The organism is Vibrio sp. SCSIO 43140 (genome assembly GCF_023716585.1).
Classification (GTDB): domain Bacteria; phylum Pseudomonadota; class Gammaproteobacteria; order Enterobacterales; family Vibrionaceae; genus Vibrio; species Vibrio maritimus_B.
Window position 1 is genome coordinate 345,373 of sequence record NZ_CP071850.1, and the last position, 17,446, is coordinate 362,818.

A 17,446-nucleotide genomic window follows, 5' to 3' on the forward strand; every position below is an offset into this window, starting at 1 on the left:
ATCATTCCGATATTATGCACTACTCAAAGCAGATCTCAATAAAGGCATTACCCCATTCAGAGGTAAATGGCATGAGGATAATCGCGCCATCGCATTTGTGACGAATGGTGTGTCCTTTGCCCGAAACAACTACGGGTGTTGCCATATCAAAGTCAAAGCCATTTTCCGCGAGGATACGCTTCGCTCCGCCTGTTACCATGTTGGTAATTTCACCCACCATATCGGTGACTTCTTCGTTTAAGCCGTGGGGTTTTTCCCCTAACATGTTTTGCATGATCTCGAGGGCTAATCCCTCTTCAAAGGTAATCGACATTGAGCCGCGGGTTTGATTCCCTACCATACCTATTAGACCAGAGACGTCGCCACGAGCGATTTCGTCTTTTTTAATTCTTGGCTTAAGTGGCTTGATCTCCATTGAAGCCATCGTTTTTAGCACGTTCATCAGTGAGGCTAAAAACGGATTTACAAATTCAGCGCGCATAACTTCTTCTATTTATTCTGCTCTTCCAATGATAAACACGTCTGGCATGTGCCATGAGTTTCTATAACGTGGTTTGACAATTGGAAGCCATGTTTTTCAACGTTGCTATTTAGCAAGGCTATCAGAATATCATCTTGTAGTTCAACGACATTACCGCACTTGTCACAAATCAGCAGATGCGAGTAGTGTTTATGCTCACCAAATGAACAGCAAGAGACAAAACTGTTGGTAGATTCAACTCGGTGGATAAATCCTTGTTCTAAAAGGAAGTCTAAAGCGCGATAGACTGTTGGCGGTTTCGCTTGTGGTTCACTCACTTTTAACAGGTCAAGTAATTCATAAGCACTAGACGCCTTGTTACTTTCACAAATGAGTTCATACACACGCTTTCGCTGAGGTGTTAAACGAACTCCTCGTACCGAGCAAATATCTTCTAGTTGTTTGATTAGCTTCTGATCCACATGTCCACCTATCTTAGCGAATTCCGCCCATTTTATACTAAATCCAGCAATAGGTCGTTAGTTTCATTGTTCAAAGAGACACCAGATGATCTTTTAACCAAATGTCGGTGTAATGAATGTGATATGAGGACTGTTTCTTATTCTAGGTGGTTGATTTGCATTCGTTATTTCTATTTAATGCCCGCAGTTGCATATAATAATTAAATAGGTATTAGAATGAAAAAACTTTTATTAGTCTCACTATTAGCCCCTTCTTTAGCTTTCGCAGGCGCTCAAAATGCACCTTATGTTGGCGGGCAAGTTGGTCTATTCAATAAAGTAGAGCTTGAAATGAATGGTATAAGCTTGAATGAAGATGTAGACGGAGTGCCATTTGCTTTGTTTGCTGGTTATGAGATGGCGGTGGCAGATAATGTTGGTCTTGGCTTTGAGTTGGAGTACAGAAACTTAAGCGATGCTAACTTCCAAAATGTGTTGAAGCTTGAAGGGCAAGGCGTGTCTTTGAATCTAAAGCCTAAGTTCTACATCAAAGATCTACCAATCTACGTTGGTCTTGTAGGTGGTATTGGACAATACAAAACGACAGCCACGGAGCTATTTACAGCGAATAGAGAGACAAGTGATTCGACCGATCTTGGTTGGCAATATGGCGTAGATTTCGGTTACGAGGCAGAAAACGGCTTTGCTTTCACTGTAGGCTATCGCGGTGTTTATATTGACTTCGAAGAAGATGGTGTCGACCTCAACTCGACAATCTCTGGTTTAAACGCAGGTATCTATTACCGATTCTAACTTCAAATGCTCTACCTTCGTCATTCAGAGGTAGAGCATTATACCAACTGAACTCCTCTGCTTTCCTCCATCAATCCTGATAATCAACAGGTTAGTTATAAACCTAGAGTTGCTATTGTTGCAGTAGAGGCTTGCTAGCCTAGTTATGAATGTTCTAGATGGTGGTTTCTTTTTGAAACTATCTTGCTCTGTGTGTATTATGCCTGCCTCTATTTAGACCAGATTGCTTTGAAGTTAATGTACTTCCATGCCGCTAGCGAGTTTCGGTAGCGCTTCCAATGCAATCACTGTTGTTCTTGGAAGCAATGGATTGAGTAATACTCAAAGCGGATTTGATGGGTAAAATTATTAGGTAAAACAATGACCAAGCCAGATAACACAAGCAATTTCCAATCAAACCGCTTATCCGTGGCACCGATGCTCGATTGGATTGCTATTCCTTGTATATAAAGCTTTGTGATATTTGAGGGGTACTATAGGGGTACCGCTTAAAAGGAATAAACGGATTGCCAATTGTCTAAAGATTGATATTTGTGTTATATCTCTCATAGGTTTACGACAAAAAAATCGTCTTATGGCTACTCAAAATAAAAATCACACACCCAAACTTAAACAACCTGCCCAGTTATTTGATGTAACACTGAGACTAGAGCACCTCAAAAACCGTGATCGTCCAGAAGAGATGTTACTTTCCTTATATGGCTACACGAAAGCTTATAGGAAGTTCATTGAGTTAGTTGGTCAAGAACTAGAACCGGATGAGTTTTCAGTTTTCCAATTAGAGCGCGTAACTGAAGGTTCGGTAAAACTCAAGAATAAGGTGGGTTATAAACCGGGTGTGCTAAGCTTCATTGGATTACAGTTAGCAAAGCTGCTGCTTAATGACGCTTCTGACGACAATATCGAAAGTAAAGCTAGAGAGCTCGAAAAGGATACAGCTGATTTTATTGAGAGTCGCTCATCCAAAGGTGAGCAAACAGAGATTGAAAGGCGTGAGCCCTATTTCGACAGAGTAACCCTTGCGGAAGTTATGAATGATATATCTGATGCAGGTACGTTACTTATGCCAAAAGAGCACTTTGAGGTTATCAATTCAGAGAAGAACAAGAAATCTGCTCAGGTACTTCAGTTTAATAGATCTTTTCGTTCTTCAGTTTCTATAAGTGAGTTAAAAAAGCTTAAACCAGAACCGTATGATGGTGATGATACTGTTATTGCTCTTCGTCCATGCAATGTAGGAGACTCATCGTGGTATGTACAGAGTGTCGTCACCGAACGAAAATACTATGCGAAAATCACAGATAGTGAATGGTTGATTGACTACCAATCAGGCAAGATGCCCGCTGTAAGAGCAAATAACTTAATCGAAGTTAACTTAAAATGCAGTATCGTGAAGGGGCAGAATGGCTCAGTTCGGAATGTGAACGCTGAAATCACTAAAGTGCATCGAGTGAAAGAGAGCAATCTACTATCTGATACACAACAGGCAAACCTTTTTGAATGAGAAAGTTTCTATCTAGCTACATTTTTATCCTAGTACCGTTTGTGGTCTTGATGATTACAAAGGCTATTATCTCAAAGCCTTTTGATATCTTGACTTCAACGGACTGGTCTGTGGCTAGCTTTATGATATTCGCTCAAAGTATAAATCTAGTTATATCTGATAATCTTGGCAGCAAGCATATCAACAGATATGGCTTAACAGTATTCTTCGGCTTAACACTGATCCTGTTGTTACTTTGTTTGGGAGCCTACGTTTACGTAACACTTAACACAAACTTGACCGGTGGTGTTATCCAAATCTGCTTGTTCGTGTTGTCCTCTATTTGGATGGCAGGTGTTTACAAAGCTAATGAGTATATAAAAAAAGCCTCCCAATAAGTTAGAAGGCTTCCCGATTTACATTCTTTGTCCCGACCAGACTACTTCACCAATGATCTCAAAATCAGCGCTCTTGATATCTTTTTTCTCCAGTTCCCAAGGCTCATAAGCGGTGTTGTCACTTACAACCTTAATACCATTAGGTAAGAACTGTAGCCGCTTAACCATCAAACGACCGTCATATCTAAAGACGTAAATACCATCGGTAGAGAAGCCATCAACGCGGTTGACCATTACAATGCTTTGATTCTTCAACGTAGGGCTCATGCTGTCACCACGAACAGGCATCAAGAACACGTTTGCAGGGTTATAGCCTAAGTCTTGTCTTAAGAATTTTTCGCTAAATACCATAGCAGTTGATTCTTCCTCTTTCTCGACGAGCGCCCCGTGTCCAGCACTTACCTCAATGTCAAAGAACTTTAGCTCTAGGTAACCCATAGGCAAAGTGGTTGCTTTCTGTGACAACTGTCTAGCTTTAAGAAAGATTTTTTCTGGTATGTTTTGGCGCTCTCGCCACGTGTAAATTGTCTTCGGTGATATCTCTAAAACCTTTGCCAGCTCTGCATTTGTGGAGGTATTCGTAACTTCTTTAAGCTTCCTCAAACTTAACTCAAAATCACTCATAATTATCTCAATTCTTCAAAAGTGGGTTGAAATGTAGAAATAATTCCTCATAATTAACTCAAATCATTTTTGAGGAAACTTGAGGAGTTGCGAATTAACTTTAGTTACCTCAAGTGTACAACATGGAGGAAATATGAACACAAATTTTGCACTATTGGCGCGATTTGAAAGCCCTACAGTTGAACTAAAGCAGGTATGCCAAGAGTTTTTCGGCATCACTCCAAAAACGGCAGAGCAGCGAGCTAAGGCTTGTGACTTTCCCGTCCCTACCTTCAAGTTGCGTGATTCTGAGCGCAGCCCATCATTAATCAAAATTGAAGATCTCGCAGCGTACATAGACCAACGCCATGCTGAAGCAACGAGTGATTGGCAGTCAGTAAACGGAGGTACGTTATGAGTTATCCACTACACGGTATCAGCCTAGACTTTTCTCACTCAACGGAAGCAAAACTGTTACACAAGGTCATCGAGAACCATATGTGCCCTTGTAATGATGTGGATGAAGATAACTACCTATCTGGTGTTTTGATTCAGCTTGAGGAAGCAATTGAGTTAATGGAAAGTGTGGAGGCGTAACCATGCAGGTAACGAATCCTATCCACATGCCATGCCCCGATATGGCGGGTATGGCAAACCCAGATCCAGAAAAGCGTCAGCGTTCTATTTACTTGCTCCAAAAGCTTAGAGAAAAACATGGAATTGGCGTTCGTAAGAAACGAAAAAGTAAGCCGCTAAGTTATGTGTGCACCTCGGTTCAATGCAGGGGGTAGTGATGGCTTTCAAATTCAATTCGGAACGAATTAATGTGTTCTCCAGTGGTGGAGGGACACAGTCTAACGCGATGATTGTGTTGATAAGCCAAGGAGTACTCCCAAAGCCTGACTTGGTTGTAATGTCGGATACCGAGAGAGAAATGACCGACGTCTTCACATATCAAAAAGAACATATCGAACCGCTATGTCGTCGCATTGGTCTTGAGTACCTCATCGTTCAAAAGAGTGATTATACGAATCACGATATTACTGATTTCAAGGGTAATAACGTTCTTCCTCCCGTTTTTACTGAATGGAACGGGAGAGACACCAACGGTTTGTGTGGTAAGCAGCCGGGCTATTGCAGTGATAAATGGAAGAAAGAGGTTGTGAGGCGAGTTTGTAATGAGCGCTTTCCGAAGAGCCAGTTTGATATGTGGCTTGGTATTACTACTGATGAGATACGAAGAGTCAAAGCCACGATTGGTAAATGGCAAAACCGATATCCTCTAATCGAGCTACGTCTTAGTCGAGCTGATGCTATCAGGGTTGTTGAAAAAGCGGGCTTACCGACCCCTCCTCGTTCAGCTTGTTGGATGTGTCCAAATCGACATGACTTGGAATGGGCAGACATGAAGCAGAATGCTCCTAACGATTTTAGTAAGGCTGTCCTTTTTGAACGTGAACTTCAAAAGGACTACCCGCATTTGTGGCTTCACAAATCTGGTAAGCCTATTGATGAAGTCGTGTTTTCTGATGGACAAATCGACATGTTTTCAAACTTCTGTGATTCAGGGATGTGTTTTACATGATTACTTCGATTGAACCAGCAGAGGTTCTTAAGTTATCTGCATTTACTCGCCGCTTCTTTCCAAGACTGCCCCAATTAGTGAAAGCTGACGTCAAGATGAAAGTTGCAAAGCGAATGGAGCGTAAGAACCCTTCGCAAGATAACCTAATCAAGGCTGCTGAAGATGCGGTTAAGTTTGGCTTAAAAAGAGCGAGCTTTATTGAGGATAAGTTCTCATTTGTTGATAGCCGAACCAAAGCCAAGGCTGAGCCTTTGAACCACGATATTTTGATGCGTGATGATGCAGTAAGTAAGTTGGCGAAAAGCTATGCCGATAGCTGCGCGGAAATGTTGAGTGACGAGAAGTTGCCAGAGACTTTCAGTAGTTATCTTGAAGCTCTCAAGCATGTTTATGAACTCCAAGCTTTGACGCTGCAAGAAATCCATGTGAATGCACCGCGAATCAATTTTAAAAAGGAGCAAAGTAAGCCTGAAGAGCTAGAGCAAGATTTGGAAGTAGCTGCTCTTAAAATGCAATCAGAGACATGGATTGAAGGGCGACTACTACACCTTCGAGCGCAATATATTGAGTACTCCCAAATCGCTCTCGAACGAGTCGGAGAGAGTAACCATCAAGCTCCTGTTATCAGTGCCATATCTTTTGCCAACTGGAAGCAGAAGCAACGCGAAGCTAAGCAGTATGTCGAGGCTATGGCAGTGATGAATAACGAGACGGGTGAAGCTTTTGACTTAGAGGAAGTGATCAAGAGGACGACTGCAAACCCAGAAAATCGACGTATCGAAATGATGGTGCGTTCGCGAGGCTTTGAAGAGTTAGCGCAAGATTTGGGCTTCACGGCACTTTTCATTACTTGGACGCTACCGAGCAAGTACCACAGGATATCCAGAAAGTGGAATGGTTCATCTGTAAAAGAGGGGCATAAGGCTCTAATGCACAAGTGGGCTGTTGGACGTGCGTTGATAGCGAAAGAAGATGTGGAGTATTTCGGGTTTCGTGTCGCTGAGCCGCACAAAGATGCCACAAGCCACTCTCACTACTTTTTGTTTTGCGCGCCGAAGGACAAACAGACCGTTATTAGCATTCTCAAAGGGTGTGCGATCAACGAAGACAGGCAAGAGCTAGGAAACGATATCTCTCCTCGATTTGATGTTAAAGAGGCAGACCCAAAGAAGGGCGGTGCAACTGCCTATATCGCCAAGTACGTGTCTAAGAACATCAATGGTAAGCACATGCCAGAATCTGAATCCGAAGAGTACGCTTATCGGGCTCGAGCTTGGGCTTCTACCCACCGCATTAGGCAATTTCAACAGTTTGGTGGTGAGCCCGTTTCTTTGTGGCGCAACCTACGTCGAACTACTCCAGAGCAGACAAAAATAGACCCGAAGCTAGAGGAGTTACGACAAGCAGCAGATTCTTCAAAGTGGTCGCTATTCTGCCAACTCGCCAAGGGTGCCAAAGTTGCTTATGAATCCAAGCAAAACCAATACGGTGAAACCAACAAAAAAGTGATTGGCTTTTCATGGTTGGGGCAACTAATCCAAACTGCAAGCGAGTGCTATAGCATCGTGAAAAAGAAAGACGTGAAACGTCTTCAAAAGGCACGGAGTGCCGTACCTTGGAGCACTGAGAATAACTGTAACTCCCAATTAATTCAGGCTCTTCGAGACGTGACCGGATGGAGCGTTAAGGGAGTTCAATGCTTACTTGTTCCGCTGTCTAGAGGGGCAACGATCACGATCGACCAGTACAGCAAAATACGACTCAAACAGAACCGATTAATCGTCTACTGAGTATTTGGCCTATGGTAGGCCAAATACTTCCAGAACTACACCAACGTTGTGAAACAGGGGTAATCCATGAAAACCATGACCAAAGATGAGTGCCAAGCGGAGCTTGTGCGCCTTAACACAATTGATGCGCTAGAAACTGAATTAGAGGCGGCGTTCGACACCGTCAAAGACTTTTCACCGAGTGAGCTTTTGTCACTAGCGCCTAAAGTGATTATGGGCGGTGTTGACCCACTTTCTGTCCTTGGCTTAGATCCAAAGCTTATCGACAAAGCAAAGCTAGTCGCTAAATCAAATCGAGCCATTCGAGAGCAGCGCAAACAGGCGCTTGAAAAGCAGTTGAATGCAGTGATTGAGGAGGCGACCACCGATGAGTAAAACGCCAAATCCAGTGCGCGGCTATGTGCCGTGCCCCGTTTGTAGCAGCACTGCCACCGTTCACATGGTGGGTGAAGGTCGCTTGATAGATAGCGGGGAAACGGTCAAGAACGGTCGCAACCTTGGCTTGCTCTATTACAAGTGCCCTAGCTGCGGCAACAGTTCAATGAGCAAAACCGTGAGTGGCTATTGCACTGACAACATGACCGAAACCAAGGAAGCGCTCCAAGCCTTATCTGACAAGGTTGAGCCAACGGTTGAAGAGTCGGTTGAATCAACGGTTGAAAGCGTTGAGAGTTTTTCGCCTACGGTAACCCCTCCCGCTGATGTGCTGCCACCAACCGAGCCAAGTACCACTGAAACCACGGAGTCAACACCGCCAAAGACAAGCCTGAAACCGAAAGTTATCAAGGTTACCGCCTGTCTTGGCGTCATTGTCGTGCTGCTCTTTGCCATCAAGCGAATGTTGGCTAAACCACAACCGAGTGAGGAGGGTGATAGCCATGAGTAACCCAACTGTTGAAACGAGTGCTGACAACCTTGATGAGTTGGACGCTTACATTGCAAATCTCAACAATGAGCCGTCAGCACAAGAGGGCGCGTTAGCCTCTGCAGGTATTGAACCAGAGGTGGATACCAGTGAGGCGTTTGATGCGTTGGTGACTACTGGGCTTGTAGTGGTTGAGCAAGCCGTATCGATTCTCAAAGACATTGATTTTGAGTTTGATGAGCGCGCCAAGCAAAGCGTGGTGAATGCGGCTCGCCCTGTTGCCAAGCAATACGGTGGGGCACTGCTCGACCAATGTGGCGATTACATGAATGTCATGACCCTTGCCTTGGCAATCCTTGGGTTGTGGTGGGCGTCGAAAAAGCAAATCACTGCCCTTGAACTGAAAAAGCAGCAGGAGGCAGAGCGTGACTCTCATCGTAAACCCGATTAACTCCAACCCATCCCACGACGCCGAGCACACTGTGTACCTTGGTGGCACGGGTAGCGGCAAAACCAGTGCAGTGAAATACATGGGGCTAGTACCCAAGAAGTCACAAGCTTTGTTCTTTGACCCGTACCGCAACTACGCAGGGCAAAAGTTTCACGGGCAAATGTGCCACGGCTTTACTGACCCTGCCAAGTTTATCAAGGCTGCAGTGCAAGGGCGCCGTTCGGGGTGTTCGTTCAAGCTCGCCTACATTCCCCCAAAGGGCGCGTGTATGTCTGAGCTTGAAACGTTCAGCGCGATTGCTTGGGCGCTCGGCGATGGTCATAAACCCAAATTGCATGTTGTGATTGAGGAGCTGGCAAGCTGCGCGGAAACATCAGGAAAGCTTGAGGGCAAAACAGGTGAATTGCTTCGTGGTGGTCGCCAGTTCGGTCATGTGGTTCACACCATCTTTCAGCGAGGTCAGGAGGTGCCCAAAACCGTGACCAACCAATCAAGCGTGTGGTGGCTTGGTGCGGTCAACTCTGGCGTGGATGCCGATTGGGTTGCCAAGCAAAAAGGGGTTCATTCTAACGAGGTTGCCGATCTTAAAAGTGCCAAGGTCAATAAGCAGTGTATCGGCAAAGCGATTGCCGAATACCTGATTATTCGTGACGGCATTGGCAACCTAGAGCGCGGTGCACTGAACTGCGAAACGGGCAAAAGGCTCTCTCGAAACTACCGTTAACGTCTCATTTCAACCTATAGGTTAAAAGTTATACCTATAGGTTGAACTTTAGTGACGAACTGCCCGCCACCTGATTTGATAATGACTCCTTTAAACCTTTCCAACGCTGTGAAGCAGGGGAAACATATGAAAGCTAGTCATAAAACAATGCTGATGACCATCGTGGTCATGCTGATTGCATTGGCAGTCATTAACAACGTAGGCGCGCTCAAGCCTATCAAAGAGCAAATCAATGGTAACTCAGGGTGGTTTTAAGCTATGGAACTACTAAGCACACCATTTAACCCGCGCCCACTTGATTTAGACCCTGTAGAGGGTGTGAATTGGGGCAACCAAGCCACATTGCGCTTGGTAAGTGGTCCTACATATCAATCTATTGAGTTGGTCACCGATATTACTGACCCTGCCGATGTTGAGCGTGTTCGTATCACGCTGAACGGTAAGGAAGTATACAACCTAACTGGTCAAGACTTGGTAGACCTTCAAGAACATCGTAAGCAGTTTACTCAAGATGGTCGCTACGTTATCCCATTTGCGGATTTAACCCTTCGCACTAAGGGTGGTGTTCGTACTGGTGAACTGGTCACGCTGCAAGGTGAAATCTGGTTTGTGTATATCCAGCTTGCCTCAAAAGCGGGTGGTACGCCTGCGCCAAGTATTCGCGCTCGCTCACATACGACTGCGGCACAATCTCAGCGTATTTACTTACCTCGTATCTACTCACTGACTTGGTTCGCCAGCGCGACAGGTCGCACGCCGTTTGATTTTCCTGAGCGTTCGCCAGCATTTTCACTCAAGCGTGTTCACTTCAAAGACACATCTATTGACCGTGTTCGTGTCATGCGTGACAGCGTGGAAGAAATCAACGTCACCAAAGCGGATAACGCTTTTGACTTGGCGATTTCAGGTCTAGAGCAAAACGCAGGTTGGTTCAGTCTTGATTTTGTTCGAACGGGCTTTGGTGTTGAGGGGCGCTTGCCTACCAACGCACTAAAACAGCTTCAATTCGAACTTGATAAGTCACAGAACGGCAGTGTGCCAGTGTTGATTGAAGCAATTGAGCAAGTGGGCGTTATCGCAGCGAAATAAAGGGGGTGACCAATGGAAAACCCTAGTGTGGCTCAAACCTCCTCAAGTGGTGGTTGGTTTGACAGCATCCTAGAGGGTGCAGGTGAGATTGTTGGCGGCGCGGTGGATGTGGTCGGCGGCTTTGGTGAGGATTGGCTTGGTATCAAGATGGATAACGAGTTAGACCGCGCTAAGTCTGCCAGTCCAGACGAGAATCGAGCTAACAATAATGATTACCAGCAACCTAACGGGCAACCAGTGCACACCACTTCTGGTGGTATGCAGTGGCAGAGCGTGGCAATCATCGCGCTATTGGCTGTGTTGGTGCTAGGCGGCTTTGCGTTTGCGCTCAAAGGGGGCAAGTGATGCCGTTAGCTTATTTAGGCTTGGCGGGGGTGACCTTGGGTTACCTCACCGCCAAGGAAATCAACAAAGCAAAGTGGATGATTCTAGCTGTGATTGCGGTGGTTATCTGGTTCAAGTTGAGGTGGTAAATGATTGGTTTTGATTCTCTAACGAATAGCGGCTCAATGCCTATCAATGCAGGTGGCGGCGCGGCTGGTCCATCATCTTCTCATGGCTCGACCCGTTCAGGGCAAAGCGTAGGCGGTATCAATATGGGCGGCGGTGTGCCGACTTGGTTGATTGTCGCAGGTGTGGTTGCCGTGCTTATTGTCTGGATGCGCAAAAAATGATTCGTGTCGTAACCCAAGACCAAGCATCCATAAACACTCTCAAGCCTGCTTTTCGTGCCTGTCCGAATGACTTTGATGTGATGAAGCATGAGATTGAAGCGGGGCGAGTAAGCATTTATCGCATTCAAGGCGAAGGGGTAGATTGCTTGCTGGCGGGAGAGGTGCGCGGTCAAACCTATTTCATTTGGGCGGCAGTGGGCACCAATGCGCTCAAGGCGACCCGTGTACTTTCTGAGTTCGTCAAAAAGAACCAATTGACCGCAATGGCTTGCCACTCTTATTTCCCTTTGGTGGTGAGGCTACTTAAAAGGTTAGGTGGTGTGACGGAGACAGCGCACGGTGACGCCAAATATCTAAAGTGGAGGTTGTAGCATGGGCGGTGGTGGCGGTAGCTCCTCAAGCAATACAACAACGAATACCAAAAACGTCAGTGGTCAGAATGCCATTGATGGAGACAACTTAGGCGTAGCAGTCAGCGGGGTGAGCGATTCCACGCTCAATATTACTGCCACTGACCACGGCGCCGTGGATAAATCCTTTGAGTTCGGCAAAGAAACCCTAGCGTTTGCCAGTGACACGGTAGACGAGTCATTTGCTTTTGCGGGTGATGCGCTGGACGAATCTTATGAGTTCGCCAGTGGCGCCATGAGTGAAACGCTTGGCTTGGTTGAACGCAACACCGATAACAGTCTCAAGTTCGCGGCGGGTGCACTCAACGAGTTCAGCACCACCAACAGCGAAAACTTGCAGATGATGGCAGGGCTTGCGGGTAACCAAGCGGCTCAAAATACGGAAAATCTCGCCAAGCTCACCGAGCTTGCCAAGTTCAAACAAGACAACGGGCAAAGCGCACTCAACAAGCAGCAATTGATACTCATGGCAGTGATTGTGTTTGTACTGGGCTTTGTGCTGGTTAAGGCGGTAGGCAAATGAACCTAAATCTCACTAAGGGGCAAACCATTCCCCTGACTATTGATTCTACATGGCTCTTTGTTGAGTCGATTTCGGGCAAGTTATCGGTGCACATTGACGCGACAGGGGAAAGCTTCTCGCTACCCAATCGCTCGGTGTTTCGCTATGGCAAGCCATTAGGCCGAATCCTTCTATCTGGTGAAGGGGCACTGTCTCTTGAGCATGGTGTGGGGGATTTCACCCCACCAGTAGAAGGTCAAAAGCTCGATATTCAAACCATGCCGTCAGTGAGTTTCTTGCCTGGTCAAACGGTAGGGGTGACTGAGTTACCCAAAGTCGAAATTAAAGCAGGGCAAAGCGTGGGCGTGTCCTCTCTGCCAAAAGTGCAGATTGAAGATGGTCAGCAAGTCGAAGTTAAAACCCTGCCTGACGTTCAACTCAAAAGCGGTCAGTCGGTGAATGTTGGCACCATGCCAAGCGTTGAACTGGCAGCAGGGCAAACAATCAAGGTGCTCTCTGGTAGCGCGCTTTCATCACTGAGCGGAGAAATGCCGCTAGAGGTGCCCGCTAACCCTGCACGCAATGGCGTCATCATCAAAGCCAGCAGTACCAACGCAGGGCTAATCAGTCTTAACGGCTTTGAGCTTACGGCAGGCGAAAAGCTCACGGTTCCAACTGCCGCCACATTCACACTAACAGGAGCCGCGCCCGATAAAGCGCAGGTATTGGAGTATTAATCATGTCTAACCTTCCAGCATTACCAACGGGTAGCAGCCGCAACAAAATTGAGTTTCTTTATGACTTGCTTAGTAGCTTGGGTGGCGGCGGTAGCAGCGAGTTAATACAAACCATGGTTACTCCAGTTCCTAGCACGACAATGAGCGCAGGCTTTGACGAGAAAAAATTTGCGTTAAAAAAACTCATGCCGAGTACCAATACAGCGGGTGACAAAGCGTTTTACCAGTATCAGAACGACCCAGTAACAAAGGTGATGGTGAATGGATTGGTTGAGCCGTTTAAGGATGAAGACCCTAACGCTATGGTTGCACTCACGTTCTGCCTGAATATTCCATTTCGCATAGATTGGGCAAACGGCGGAACCGATTTAACCGATGCGGAAAAGGTGTCACTCAGTCGCTTTGTGCGTGGTTCGATGAGCTCTTACATCATGGGAGCAGAGACGTATATCTTTGATGAAAAAATCCATCTAGTTAGGACTGGAGAAGGTTCAACAGGTCAAAGCTTTTTCTCTTTTCTAGGCGAGTGTGTCGCGACGGTTTTTGTCCGTGACATCGTGGAAATATTCGACCGATATTCCGAGGGCTTTCCAATTGAAATCGGCATCAAAATGCACGGTGATTTGGATGGAGCAGATACCAAGTTCAACGCTGCGAATATCTTGTTTGAAGATTCAGGAACGTTGCGACTAGTCGGGTCTGAAATCATTGCGCCACCACCAATGCCAGAGTAATCACCATGCGTCTAATCATCTTTGTTCTGATAGTTGGTGCGCTGATGATTGGCGCACCCAAAGGGGTAAACATCGTGAAATCACAACTCAATCGCGGGATTCGTAACAACAACCCGCTCAACATTCGCATAAGTAACAATGCTTGGACAGGCAAAGTAACGCCCTCCAAAGATAAAGCGTTTGAAACCTTCTCGCACTCGAAATATGGCTTTCGAGCGGCAACCAAGCTCATTCGCAACTACCAAAACCTTTATGGGCTGAACACCCTTCAAGGAATTATCAGCCGCTTTGCGCCAAAGAGTGACAACAACGACACGGACAACTACGTGCAGTTCGTGGCGGGTCGCCTCAACGTGGGCGCCAGTACCCCGCTTAATCTTTTTGATGATGAGTTTATGACTCGCCTAGTACATTCCATGTCGATTATGGAAGTCGGGCGTTACTACTCATTAGAAGATGCAGCGCAAGGGGTAGCACTGGCATGACCCAAAAAGAAGTAATGCAACGTCTAGCGGTTGGCATCCTGACCGCTTTAATCAGCGCTTATATCTGGAAGCGCATTAACGGCTAGGAGTAACAGCAATGAAAATAGATTTGAAACAGGCATCGACTAAGAAGGGGCTTGCGCTCATTGGCGCAGGTTTGGCGCTAGCAACGGGGCACCCTGAACTATTGACGGCAAGTGTGACACATGAAGGCGTGCAAGTGGGTGGCTTGATTGGTGTGGCTGCACCGATTTTGGTTGGTTTGTGGGAAGCAATACGGGATGAATTTAATGGCTGAGTATCAGACTATTATTGTTGCTGCAGTGAGTGCGTTATTTAGTGGAGTTGGAGTTGGGGTTGCCCTAAAGACAGATATCAAATGGCTAAGGCTAATGATGGAAAAAATGGATGAGCGTTTGACTAGGTTGGAAAACAAATAAAACCGGATGTAATAGAGAAAGGCGCTGGCATCTCCGGAGGTTGATTTGACTACCTTGACCAATCATTTTTGGGGATAGTCCACAACAGAGCACGCTCCAGCGCTTTTCGATATTTACTATCAAGGCACTGCCATGATAGAACCTAAATACGGGCTATATAAAAAGGCTGTGGCATTTTTCAGCATCACGCATCAAAAATTCACGACTTCTATCTATTCTCCAAAAAGCCATCCCCTATGCATGCTTATCAGCCAATAGCCCTGACTGCGGAGTTAGGGATGTTGAAAAACGCTTCGAAAAGCATACTCCCTCCCTTTTTTAGGTTTGACTTACTTTAAAAATATCACCAAGTATTTAATTTGTAAACGATACTGATATTCATGATAAGGGGAGGTAGTTTGCTGTCTCATTCAGCTTTTATGCTTTTTGAGTGAAGCGTGTGAGGGTAAAGTTGAGTATAAACTTGCCAAAGAATATTTAGATTTCTGTGTCCGGTTACTTGAGCTACTTCTTCGATAGAGTAACCTTTCTCAAACAGTCGACTAGCTCCCTCTCGCCTTAGGTCATGATAGCGTAAATCTTCAATGCCAAGCTTATTTCGAACCCTTTGAAACCCAGCAGTAACGCTTCGAGAGTTAAAAGGAAAAATAAGCTCACTCTCTTTTGGCTGGCGCATAGCAATATCAAAAGACTCAGCCAACAAAGGAACTATCATATGGTTCCCCTGTTTCTTGCGTGGGTCTTTACGGTCACGCACAATCACCGTTCTGTGTTCTTCGTTGATATCTTCCCAACGCAGAGAGCAAACCTCACCAATTCTCATGCAGGTCAAAATACTAAACTCAAGGATATCGACAAACGGGATGCGAGCTTGACCATTGGCTCTGGCGTTTTGACGCTCAATCAAACCTTGCTTTAGCGCTTCGAGTTCGTCACCAGTAGGGCGGCGGGTTCGTTTCTCACTTTTCCCGATAAGCTGCATATCTGTTAATACCGGTACAGCTTCATCAAAGATCTTATAGTTGGCTTCTATGTCGAACACGGGATTTGCTTTTTTCATCACAGAGCGAAGATAAGCAATATCATGATAAATAGTTGCTGGCTTCGCTCCTGCGCCACGGCGATTTTTGCAGTGTTGGATGAGGTCGCTAGTTTTTAGCTCATTGGTGTCTATTTGCGCTATATCGCAATCTCTGAGCATTTCTATAACGTAGCGCTTGGTTCGCCCTGTGTTGTTCCATAAATCCTTATCTGCCATGAACTTATCGAGGAGTACCGAGAGGGGGACTGTTTTGGTACTATTTATGCCGTTTAATTCGATGTCGGATAGGCGTTTCTTGCCATAGGTACGAGCGTGCTCTTTCTTTTTGAAAGTCTTTGACTCTCTGTGTATGATTGCCTGCTTTTTCTTGACGATGATTGTTGCTTTATAGCGGAATTCACCGTTTTTAAGTTGCCGCTTTTCGATTGAGAGTGAAGCCATTCCGTCGTCCTACTCTTTGAGGGGTACTGTAAGGGGTACTATAGGACGAAATTTGGGAAAATTCCACGATATTCAAAGCGGATTTGATGGGTAAAATTATTAGGTAAAACAATGACCAAGCCAGATAACACAAGCAATTTCCAATCAAACCGCTTATCCGTGGCACCGATGCTCGATTGGACAGATAGACACTGCCGCTACTTCCATCGTCTCCTGTCGTCACAAACTCTGCTGTACACCGAGATGGTAACAACAGGTGCGATCATTCACGGTAAAGGGGACTTCCTCGCGTACAACGAAGAAGAGCACCCTGTAGCACTTCAGCTAGGTGGTTCAAACCCTGCTGACTTGGCAACCTGTGCAAAGCTTGCTGCTGAGCGTGGTTATGATGAAGTAAACCTGAATGTAGGCTGCCCATCAGATCGCGTACAGAATGGCCGCTTCGGTGCATGCTTAATGGCTGAACCAGATTTAGTAGCTGAGTGCGTGGCAGCGATGCGTGAAGTGGCTGATATTCCAGTGACGGTAAAAACTCGTATTGGTATCGACGATCAAGATTCTTATGAGTTTTTGACTAAGTTTGTCTCTACGGTATCTGAAAAGGGCGGTGTAGATCAGTTTACCATTCACGCACGTAAAGCTTGGCTGAGTGGCTTGAGCCCTAAAGAGAACCGTGAGATCCCACCATTGGATTACCCTCGCGCATACCAAATTAAGAAAGATTTCCCACATCTGAATGTGGCAGTAAATGGCGGCGTAAAAACTCTAGAAGAATCTCTAGAGCACTTGCAGCACCTTGATGGCGTAATGATTGGTCGTGAGGCTTATCAGAATCCATACATCCTCGCCCAGGTTGACCAGCTTATCTTTGGCTTAGACACTCCAGTGAAAAAGCGTAAGCAAGTCGTTGAAGAGATGTACCCGTACATTGAGCGTCAGCTTTCTAACGGCTCGTACCTTGGTCATATCTCTCGTCATATGATTGGCTTATTCCAAGCAATGCCAGGCGCAAGGCAATGGCGTCGTTATATCAGTGAAAATGCACATAAGAAAGGTGCTGGCATTGAAGTGCTTGAAACAGCACTAGCAAAAATCCCATCTGAACTGGATGTGTAATTTACCAATCATTTGGCGATAAATACCAACTCCGACTGTGCGAAAGCAAGTCGGAGTTTTTGTTTCTAGCTATCTATATGATTTTTAAAGAATCTAAAAGTTGGAACACTTCCTGCAATCTATTTGAGTAATTCAAAAGACTT

At 45.7% G+C, this 17,446-nt stretch carries 28 protein-coding genes; 24 read left to right on the forward strand and 4 right to left on the reverse strand.

From position 1 onward, the window contains the following. Positions 1–19: 19 nt before the first annotated feature. Together J4N45_RS01795 and zur are read right to left on the reverse strand one after the other, a co-directional pair. Positions 20–481, reverse strand: a complete 462-nt coding sequence (locus J4N45_RS01795) for a chemotaxis protein CheX (RefSeq protein WP_234494614.1) — start codon at positions 479–481, stop codon at positions 20–22. 8 nt (positions 482–489) lie between these two features. Next, the gene (zur, locus tag J4N45_RS01800; RefSeq protein ID WP_503055667.1) at positions 490–942 is read right to left on the reverse strand and encodes a zinc uptake transcriptional repressor Zur; all 453 of its coding nucleotides are present in this window, start codon (positions 940–942) and stop codon (positions 490–492) included. A gap of 216 nt (positions 943–1,158) precedes the next feature. On the opposite strand from zur, the gene J4N45_RS01805 reads away from it, so the two are divergent. Next, a complete protein-coding gene (locus tag J4N45_RS01805; protein ID WP_252013238.1) occupies positions 1,159–1,734 on the forward strand; it encodes an outer membrane beta-barrel protein in 576 nt (191 codons plus the stop codon). 574 nt (positions 1,735–2,308) lie between these two features. Then, the gene (locus J4N45_RS01810; RefSeq protein WP_252013240.1) at positions 2,309–3,238 is read left to right on the forward strand and encodes a hypothetical protein; all 930 of its coding nucleotides are present in this window, start codon (positions 2,309–2,311) and stop codon (positions 3,236–3,238) included. Between the two features lie 395 nt (positions 3,239–3,633). On the opposite strand, the gene J4N45_RS01815 is transcribed toward J4N45_RS01810, so the two are convergent. After that, a complete protein-coding gene (locus J4N45_RS01815) occupies positions 3,634–4,239 on the reverse strand; it encodes a S24 family peptidase (RefSeq protein ID WP_252013242.1) in 606 nt (201 codons plus the stop codon). Positions 4,240–4,372: 133 nt separating this feature from the next. On the opposite strand from J4N45_RS01815, the gene J4N45_RS01820 reads away from it, so the two are divergent. The 21 genes from J4N45_RS01820 (at position 4,373) to J4N45_RS01910 (ending at position 14,704) form a co-directional block, all read left to right on the forward strand. Further along, the gene (locus J4N45_RS01820) at positions 4,373–4,636 is read left to right on the forward strand and encodes a pyocin activator PrtN family protein (RefSeq protein WP_252013244.1); all 264 of its coding nucleotides are present in this window, start codon (positions 4,373–4,375) and stop codon (positions 4,634–4,636) included. After that, positions 4,633–4,815, forward strand: coding sequence for a hypothetical protein (locus tag J4N45_RS01825; protein ID WP_252013246.1), 183 nt, complete (start codon positions 4,633–4,635; stop codon positions 4,813–4,815). Before J4N45_RS01820 ends, J4N45_RS01825 begins: the two co-directional genes overlap by 4 nt. A gap of 2 nt (positions 4,816–4,817) precedes the next feature. Then, positions 4,818–5,009 (forward strand): hypothetical protein, encoded by a 192-nt coding sequence (locus J4N45_RS01830; RefSeq protein WP_252013248.1) that lies wholly within the window; start codon positions 4,818–4,820, stop codon positions 5,007–5,009. 2 nt (positions 5,010–5,011) lie between these two features. Then, entirely contained in the window at positions 5,012–5,803 is a 792-nt protein-coding gene (locus tag J4N45_RS01835) for a hypothetical protein (protein WP_252013251.1), read from the forward strand. Continuing rightward, positions 5,800–7,593 carry a replication endonuclease gene (locus J4N45_RS01840; RefSeq protein WP_252013253.1) on the forward strand — a complete coding sequence of 598 codons (1,794 nt, stop codon included), beginning with the start codon at positions 5,800–5,802 and terminating at the stop codon, positions 7,591–7,593. The genes J4N45_RS01835 and J4N45_RS01840 overlap by 4 nt, the downstream gene beginning before the upstream one ends. Before the next feature lie 66 nt (positions 7,594–7,659). Beyond that, positions 7,660–7,968 carry a hypothetical protein gene (locus J4N45_RS01845; protein WP_252013255.1) on the forward strand — a complete coding sequence of 103 codons (309 nt, stop codon included), beginning with the start codon at positions 7,660–7,662 and terminating at the stop codon, positions 7,966–7,968. Continuing rightward, positions 7,961–8,479: a hypothetical protein gene (locus J4N45_RS01850; RefSeq protein ID WP_252013257.1), complete on the forward strand. Its 519-nt coding sequence runs from the start codon at positions 7,961–7,963 to the stop codon at positions 8,477–8,479. The genes J4N45_RS01845 and J4N45_RS01850 overlap by 8 nt, the downstream gene beginning before the upstream one ends. Then, on the forward strand, positions 8,472–8,909 hold the full coding sequence (locus tag J4N45_RS01855) for a hypothetical protein (protein WP_252013259.1): 438 nt from the start codon (positions 8,472–8,474) through the stop codon (positions 8,907–8,909). The genes J4N45_RS01850 and J4N45_RS01855 overlap by 8 nt, the downstream gene beginning before the upstream one ends. Next, on the forward strand, positions 8,884–9,633 hold the full coding sequence (locus tag J4N45_RS01860) for a hypothetical protein (RefSeq protein WP_252013261.1): 750 nt from the start codon (positions 8,884–8,886) through the stop codon (positions 9,631–9,633). Before J4N45_RS01855 ends, J4N45_RS01860 begins: the two co-directional genes overlap by 26 nt. 126 nt (positions 9,634–9,759) lie before the next feature. Continuing rightward, positions 9,760–9,888, forward strand: coding sequence for a hypothetical protein (locus J4N45_RS27175; RefSeq protein WP_286036894.1), 129 nt, complete (start codon positions 9,760–9,762; stop codon positions 9,886–9,888). Positions 9,889–9,891: 3 nt separating this feature from the next. Further along, entirely contained in the window at positions 9,892–10,722 is an 831-nt protein-coding gene (locus J4N45_RS01865) for a major capsid protein P2 (RefSeq protein ID WP_252013263.1), read from the forward strand. A gap of 12 nt (positions 10,723–10,734) precedes the next feature. Next, complete coding sequence (locus tag J4N45_RS01870; RefSeq protein WP_252013266.1) at positions 10,735–11,067, forward strand: hypothetical protein; 333 nt, start codon at positions 10,735–10,737, stop codon at positions 11,065–11,067. Next, positions 11,067–11,195, forward strand: a complete 129-nt coding sequence (locus tag J4N45_RS27180) for a hypothetical protein (protein ID WP_286036895.1) — start codon at positions 11,067–11,069, stop codon at positions 11,193–11,195. The genes J4N45_RS01870 and J4N45_RS27180 overlap by 1 nt, the downstream gene beginning before the upstream one ends. Then, positions 11,196–11,396: a hypothetical protein gene (locus J4N45_RS01875; RefSeq protein ID WP_252013268.1), complete on the forward strand. Its 201-nt coding sequence runs from the start codon at positions 11,196–11,198 to the stop codon at positions 11,394–11,396. Continuing rightward, positions 11,393–11,767 carry a DNAase gene (locus J4N45_RS01880; protein ID WP_252013269.1) on the forward strand — a complete coding sequence of 125 codons (375 nt, stop codon included), beginning with the start codon at positions 11,393–11,395 and terminating at the stop codon, positions 11,765–11,767. The genes J4N45_RS01875 and J4N45_RS01880 overlap by 4 nt, the downstream gene beginning before the upstream one ends. Before the next feature lies 1 nt (position 11,768). Then, positions 11,769–12,329 carry a chemotaxis protein gene (locus J4N45_RS01885; RefSeq protein WP_252013270.1) on the forward strand — a complete coding sequence of 187 codons (561 nt, stop codon included), beginning with the start codon at positions 11,769–11,771 and terminating at the stop codon, positions 12,327–12,329. Further along, entirely contained in the window at positions 12,326–13,045 is a 720-nt protein-coding gene (locus J4N45_RS01890) for a hypothetical protein (protein ID WP_252013271.1), read from the forward strand. Before J4N45_RS01885 ends, J4N45_RS01890 begins: the two co-directional genes overlap by 4 nt. A gap of 2 nt (positions 13,046–13,047) precedes the next feature. Continuing rightward, positions 13,048–13,779, forward strand: a complete 732-nt coding sequence (locus J4N45_RS01895; RefSeq protein ID WP_252013272.1) for a hypothetical protein — start codon at positions 13,048–13,050, stop codon at positions 13,777–13,779. 44 nt (positions 13,780–13,823) lie between these two features. Beyond that, positions 13,824–14,264, forward strand: a complete 441-nt coding sequence (locus J4N45_RS01900; protein WP_252014636.1) for a structural protein — start codon at positions 13,824–13,826, stop codon at positions 14,262–14,264. A 97-nt stretch (positions 14,265–14,361) separates the two neighbouring features. Beyond that, positions 14,362–14,562, forward strand: a complete 201-nt coding sequence (locus tag J4N45_RS01905) for a hypothetical protein (RefSeq protein ID WP_252013273.1) — start codon at positions 14,362–14,364, stop codon at positions 14,560–14,562. Next, positions 14,555–14,704, forward strand: coding sequence for a hypothetical protein (locus J4N45_RS01910; RefSeq protein ID WP_252013274.1), 150 nt, complete (start codon positions 14,555–14,557; stop codon positions 14,702–14,704). The genes J4N45_RS01905 and J4N45_RS01910 overlap by 8 nt, the downstream gene beginning before the upstream one ends. 406 nt (positions 14,705–15,110) lie before the next feature. Here the strand turns inward: J4N45_RS01910 and J4N45_RS01915 are convergent, their stop codons facing one another. Next, positions 15,111–16,187, reverse strand: a complete 1,077-nt coding sequence (locus J4N45_RS01915; protein WP_252013276.1) for a tyrosine-type recombinase/integrase — start codon at positions 16,185–16,187, stop codon at positions 15,111–15,113. A 111-nt stretch (positions 16,188–16,298) separates the two neighbouring features. Here J4N45_RS01915 and dusA point away from each other — a divergent pair, with 111 nt between their 5' ends. Continuing rightward, positions 16,299–17,303: a tRNA dihydrouridine(20/20a) synthase DusA gene (gene dusA, locus J4N45_RS01920; RefSeq protein ID WP_252013278.1), complete on the forward strand. Its 1,005-nt coding sequence runs from the start codon at positions 16,299–16,301 to the stop codon at positions 17,301–17,303. Positions 17,304–17,446 lie beyond the last annotated feature (143 nt).

Coding starts and splice junctions, on each gene's coding strand:
- J4N45_RS01795 (WP_234494614.1), bottom strand. CDS start 481: ATGCGCGCTGAATTTGTAAATCCGTTTTTAGCCTCACTGATGAACGTG.
- J4N45_RS01805 (WP_252013238.1), top strand. CDS start 1,159: ATGAAAAAACTTTTATTAGTCTCACTATTAGCCCCTTCTTTAGCTTTC.
- J4N45_RS01810 (WP_252013240.1), top strand. CDS start 2,309: ATGGCTACTCAAAATAAAAATCACACACCCAAACTTAAACAACCTGCC.
- J4N45_RS01815 (WP_252013242.1), bottom strand. CDS start 4,239: ATGAGTGATTTTGAGTTAAGTTTGAGGAAGCTTAAAGAAGTTACGAAT.
- J4N45_RS01820 (WP_252013244.1), top strand. CDS start 4,373: ATGAACACAAATTTTGCACTATTGGCGCGATTTGAAAGCCCTACAGTT.
- J4N45_RS01825 (WP_252013246.1), top strand. CDS start 4,633: ATGAGTTATCCACTACACGGTATCAGCCTAGACTTTTCTCACTCAACG.
- J4N45_RS01830 (WP_252013248.1), top strand. CDS start 4,818: ATGCAGGTAACGAATCCTATCCACATGCCATGCCCCGATATGGCGGGT.
- J4N45_RS01835 (WP_252013251.1), top strand. CDS start 5,012: ATGGCTTTCAAATTCAATTCGGAACGAATTAATGTGTTCTCCAGTGGT.
- J4N45_RS01840 (WP_252013253.1), top strand. CDS start 5,800: ATGATTACTTCGATTGAACCAGCAGAGGTTCTTAAGTTATCTGCATTT.
- J4N45_RS01845 (WP_252013255.1), top strand. CDS start 7,660: ATGAAAACCATGACCAAAGATGAGTGCCAAGCGGAGCTTGTGCGCCTT.
- J4N45_RS01850 (WP_252013257.1), top strand. CDS start 7,961: ATGAGTAAAACGCCAAATCCAGTGCGCGGCTATGTGCCGTGCCCCGTT.
- J4N45_RS01855 (WP_252013259.1), top strand. CDS start 8,472: ATGAGTAACCCAACTGTTGAAACGAGTGCTGACAACCTTGATGAGTTG.
- J4N45_RS27175 (WP_286036894.1), top strand. CDS start 9,760: ATGAAAGCTAGTCATAAAACAATGCTGATGACCATCGTGGTCATGCTG.
- J4N45_RS01865 (WP_252013263.1), top strand. CDS start 9,892: ATGGAACTACTAAGCACACCATTTAACCCGCGCCCACTTGATTTAGAC.
- J4N45_RS01870 (WP_252013266.1), top strand. CDS start 10,735: ATGGAAAACCCTAGTGTGGCTCAAACCTCCTCAAGTGGTGGTTGGTTT.
- J4N45_RS27180 (WP_286036895.1), top strand. CDS start 11,067: ATGCCGTTAGCTTATTTAGGCTTGGCGGGGGTGACCTTGGGTTACCTC.
- J4N45_RS01875 (WP_252013268.1), top strand. CDS start 11,196: ATGATTGGTTTTGATTCTCTAACGAATAGCGGCTCAATGCCTATCAAT.
- J4N45_RS01880 (WP_252013269.1), top strand. CDS start 11,393: ATGATTCGTGTCGTAACCCAAGACCAAGCATCCATAAACACTCTCAAG.
- J4N45_RS01885 (WP_252013270.1), top strand. CDS start 11,769: ATGGGCGGTGGTGGCGGTAGCTCCTCAAGCAATACAACAACGAATACC.
- J4N45_RS01890 (WP_252013271.1), top strand. CDS start 12,326: ATGAACCTAAATCTCACTAAGGGGCAAACCATTCCCCTGACTATTGAT.
- J4N45_RS01895 (WP_252013272.1), top strand. CDS start 13,048: ATGTCTAACCTTCCAGCATTACCAACGGGTAGCAGCCGCAACAAAATT.
- J4N45_RS01900 (WP_252014636.1), top strand. CDS start 13,824: ATGATTGGCGCACCCAAAGGGGTAAACATCGTGAAATCACAACTCAAT.
- J4N45_RS01905 (WP_252013273.1), top strand. CDS start 14,362: ATGAAAATAGATTTGAAACAGGCATCGACTAAGAAGGGGCTTGCGCTC.
- J4N45_RS01910 (WP_252013274.1), top strand. CDS start 14,555: ATGGCTGAGTATCAGACTATTATTGTTGCTGCAGTGAGTGCGTTATTT.
- J4N45_RS01915 (WP_252013276.1), bottom strand. CDS start 16,187: ATGGCTTCACTCTCAATCGAAAAGCGGCAACTTAAAAACGGTGAATTC.
- dusA (WP_252013278.1), top strand. CDS start 16,299: ATGACCAAGCCAGATAACACAAGCAATTTCCAATCAAACCGCTTATCC.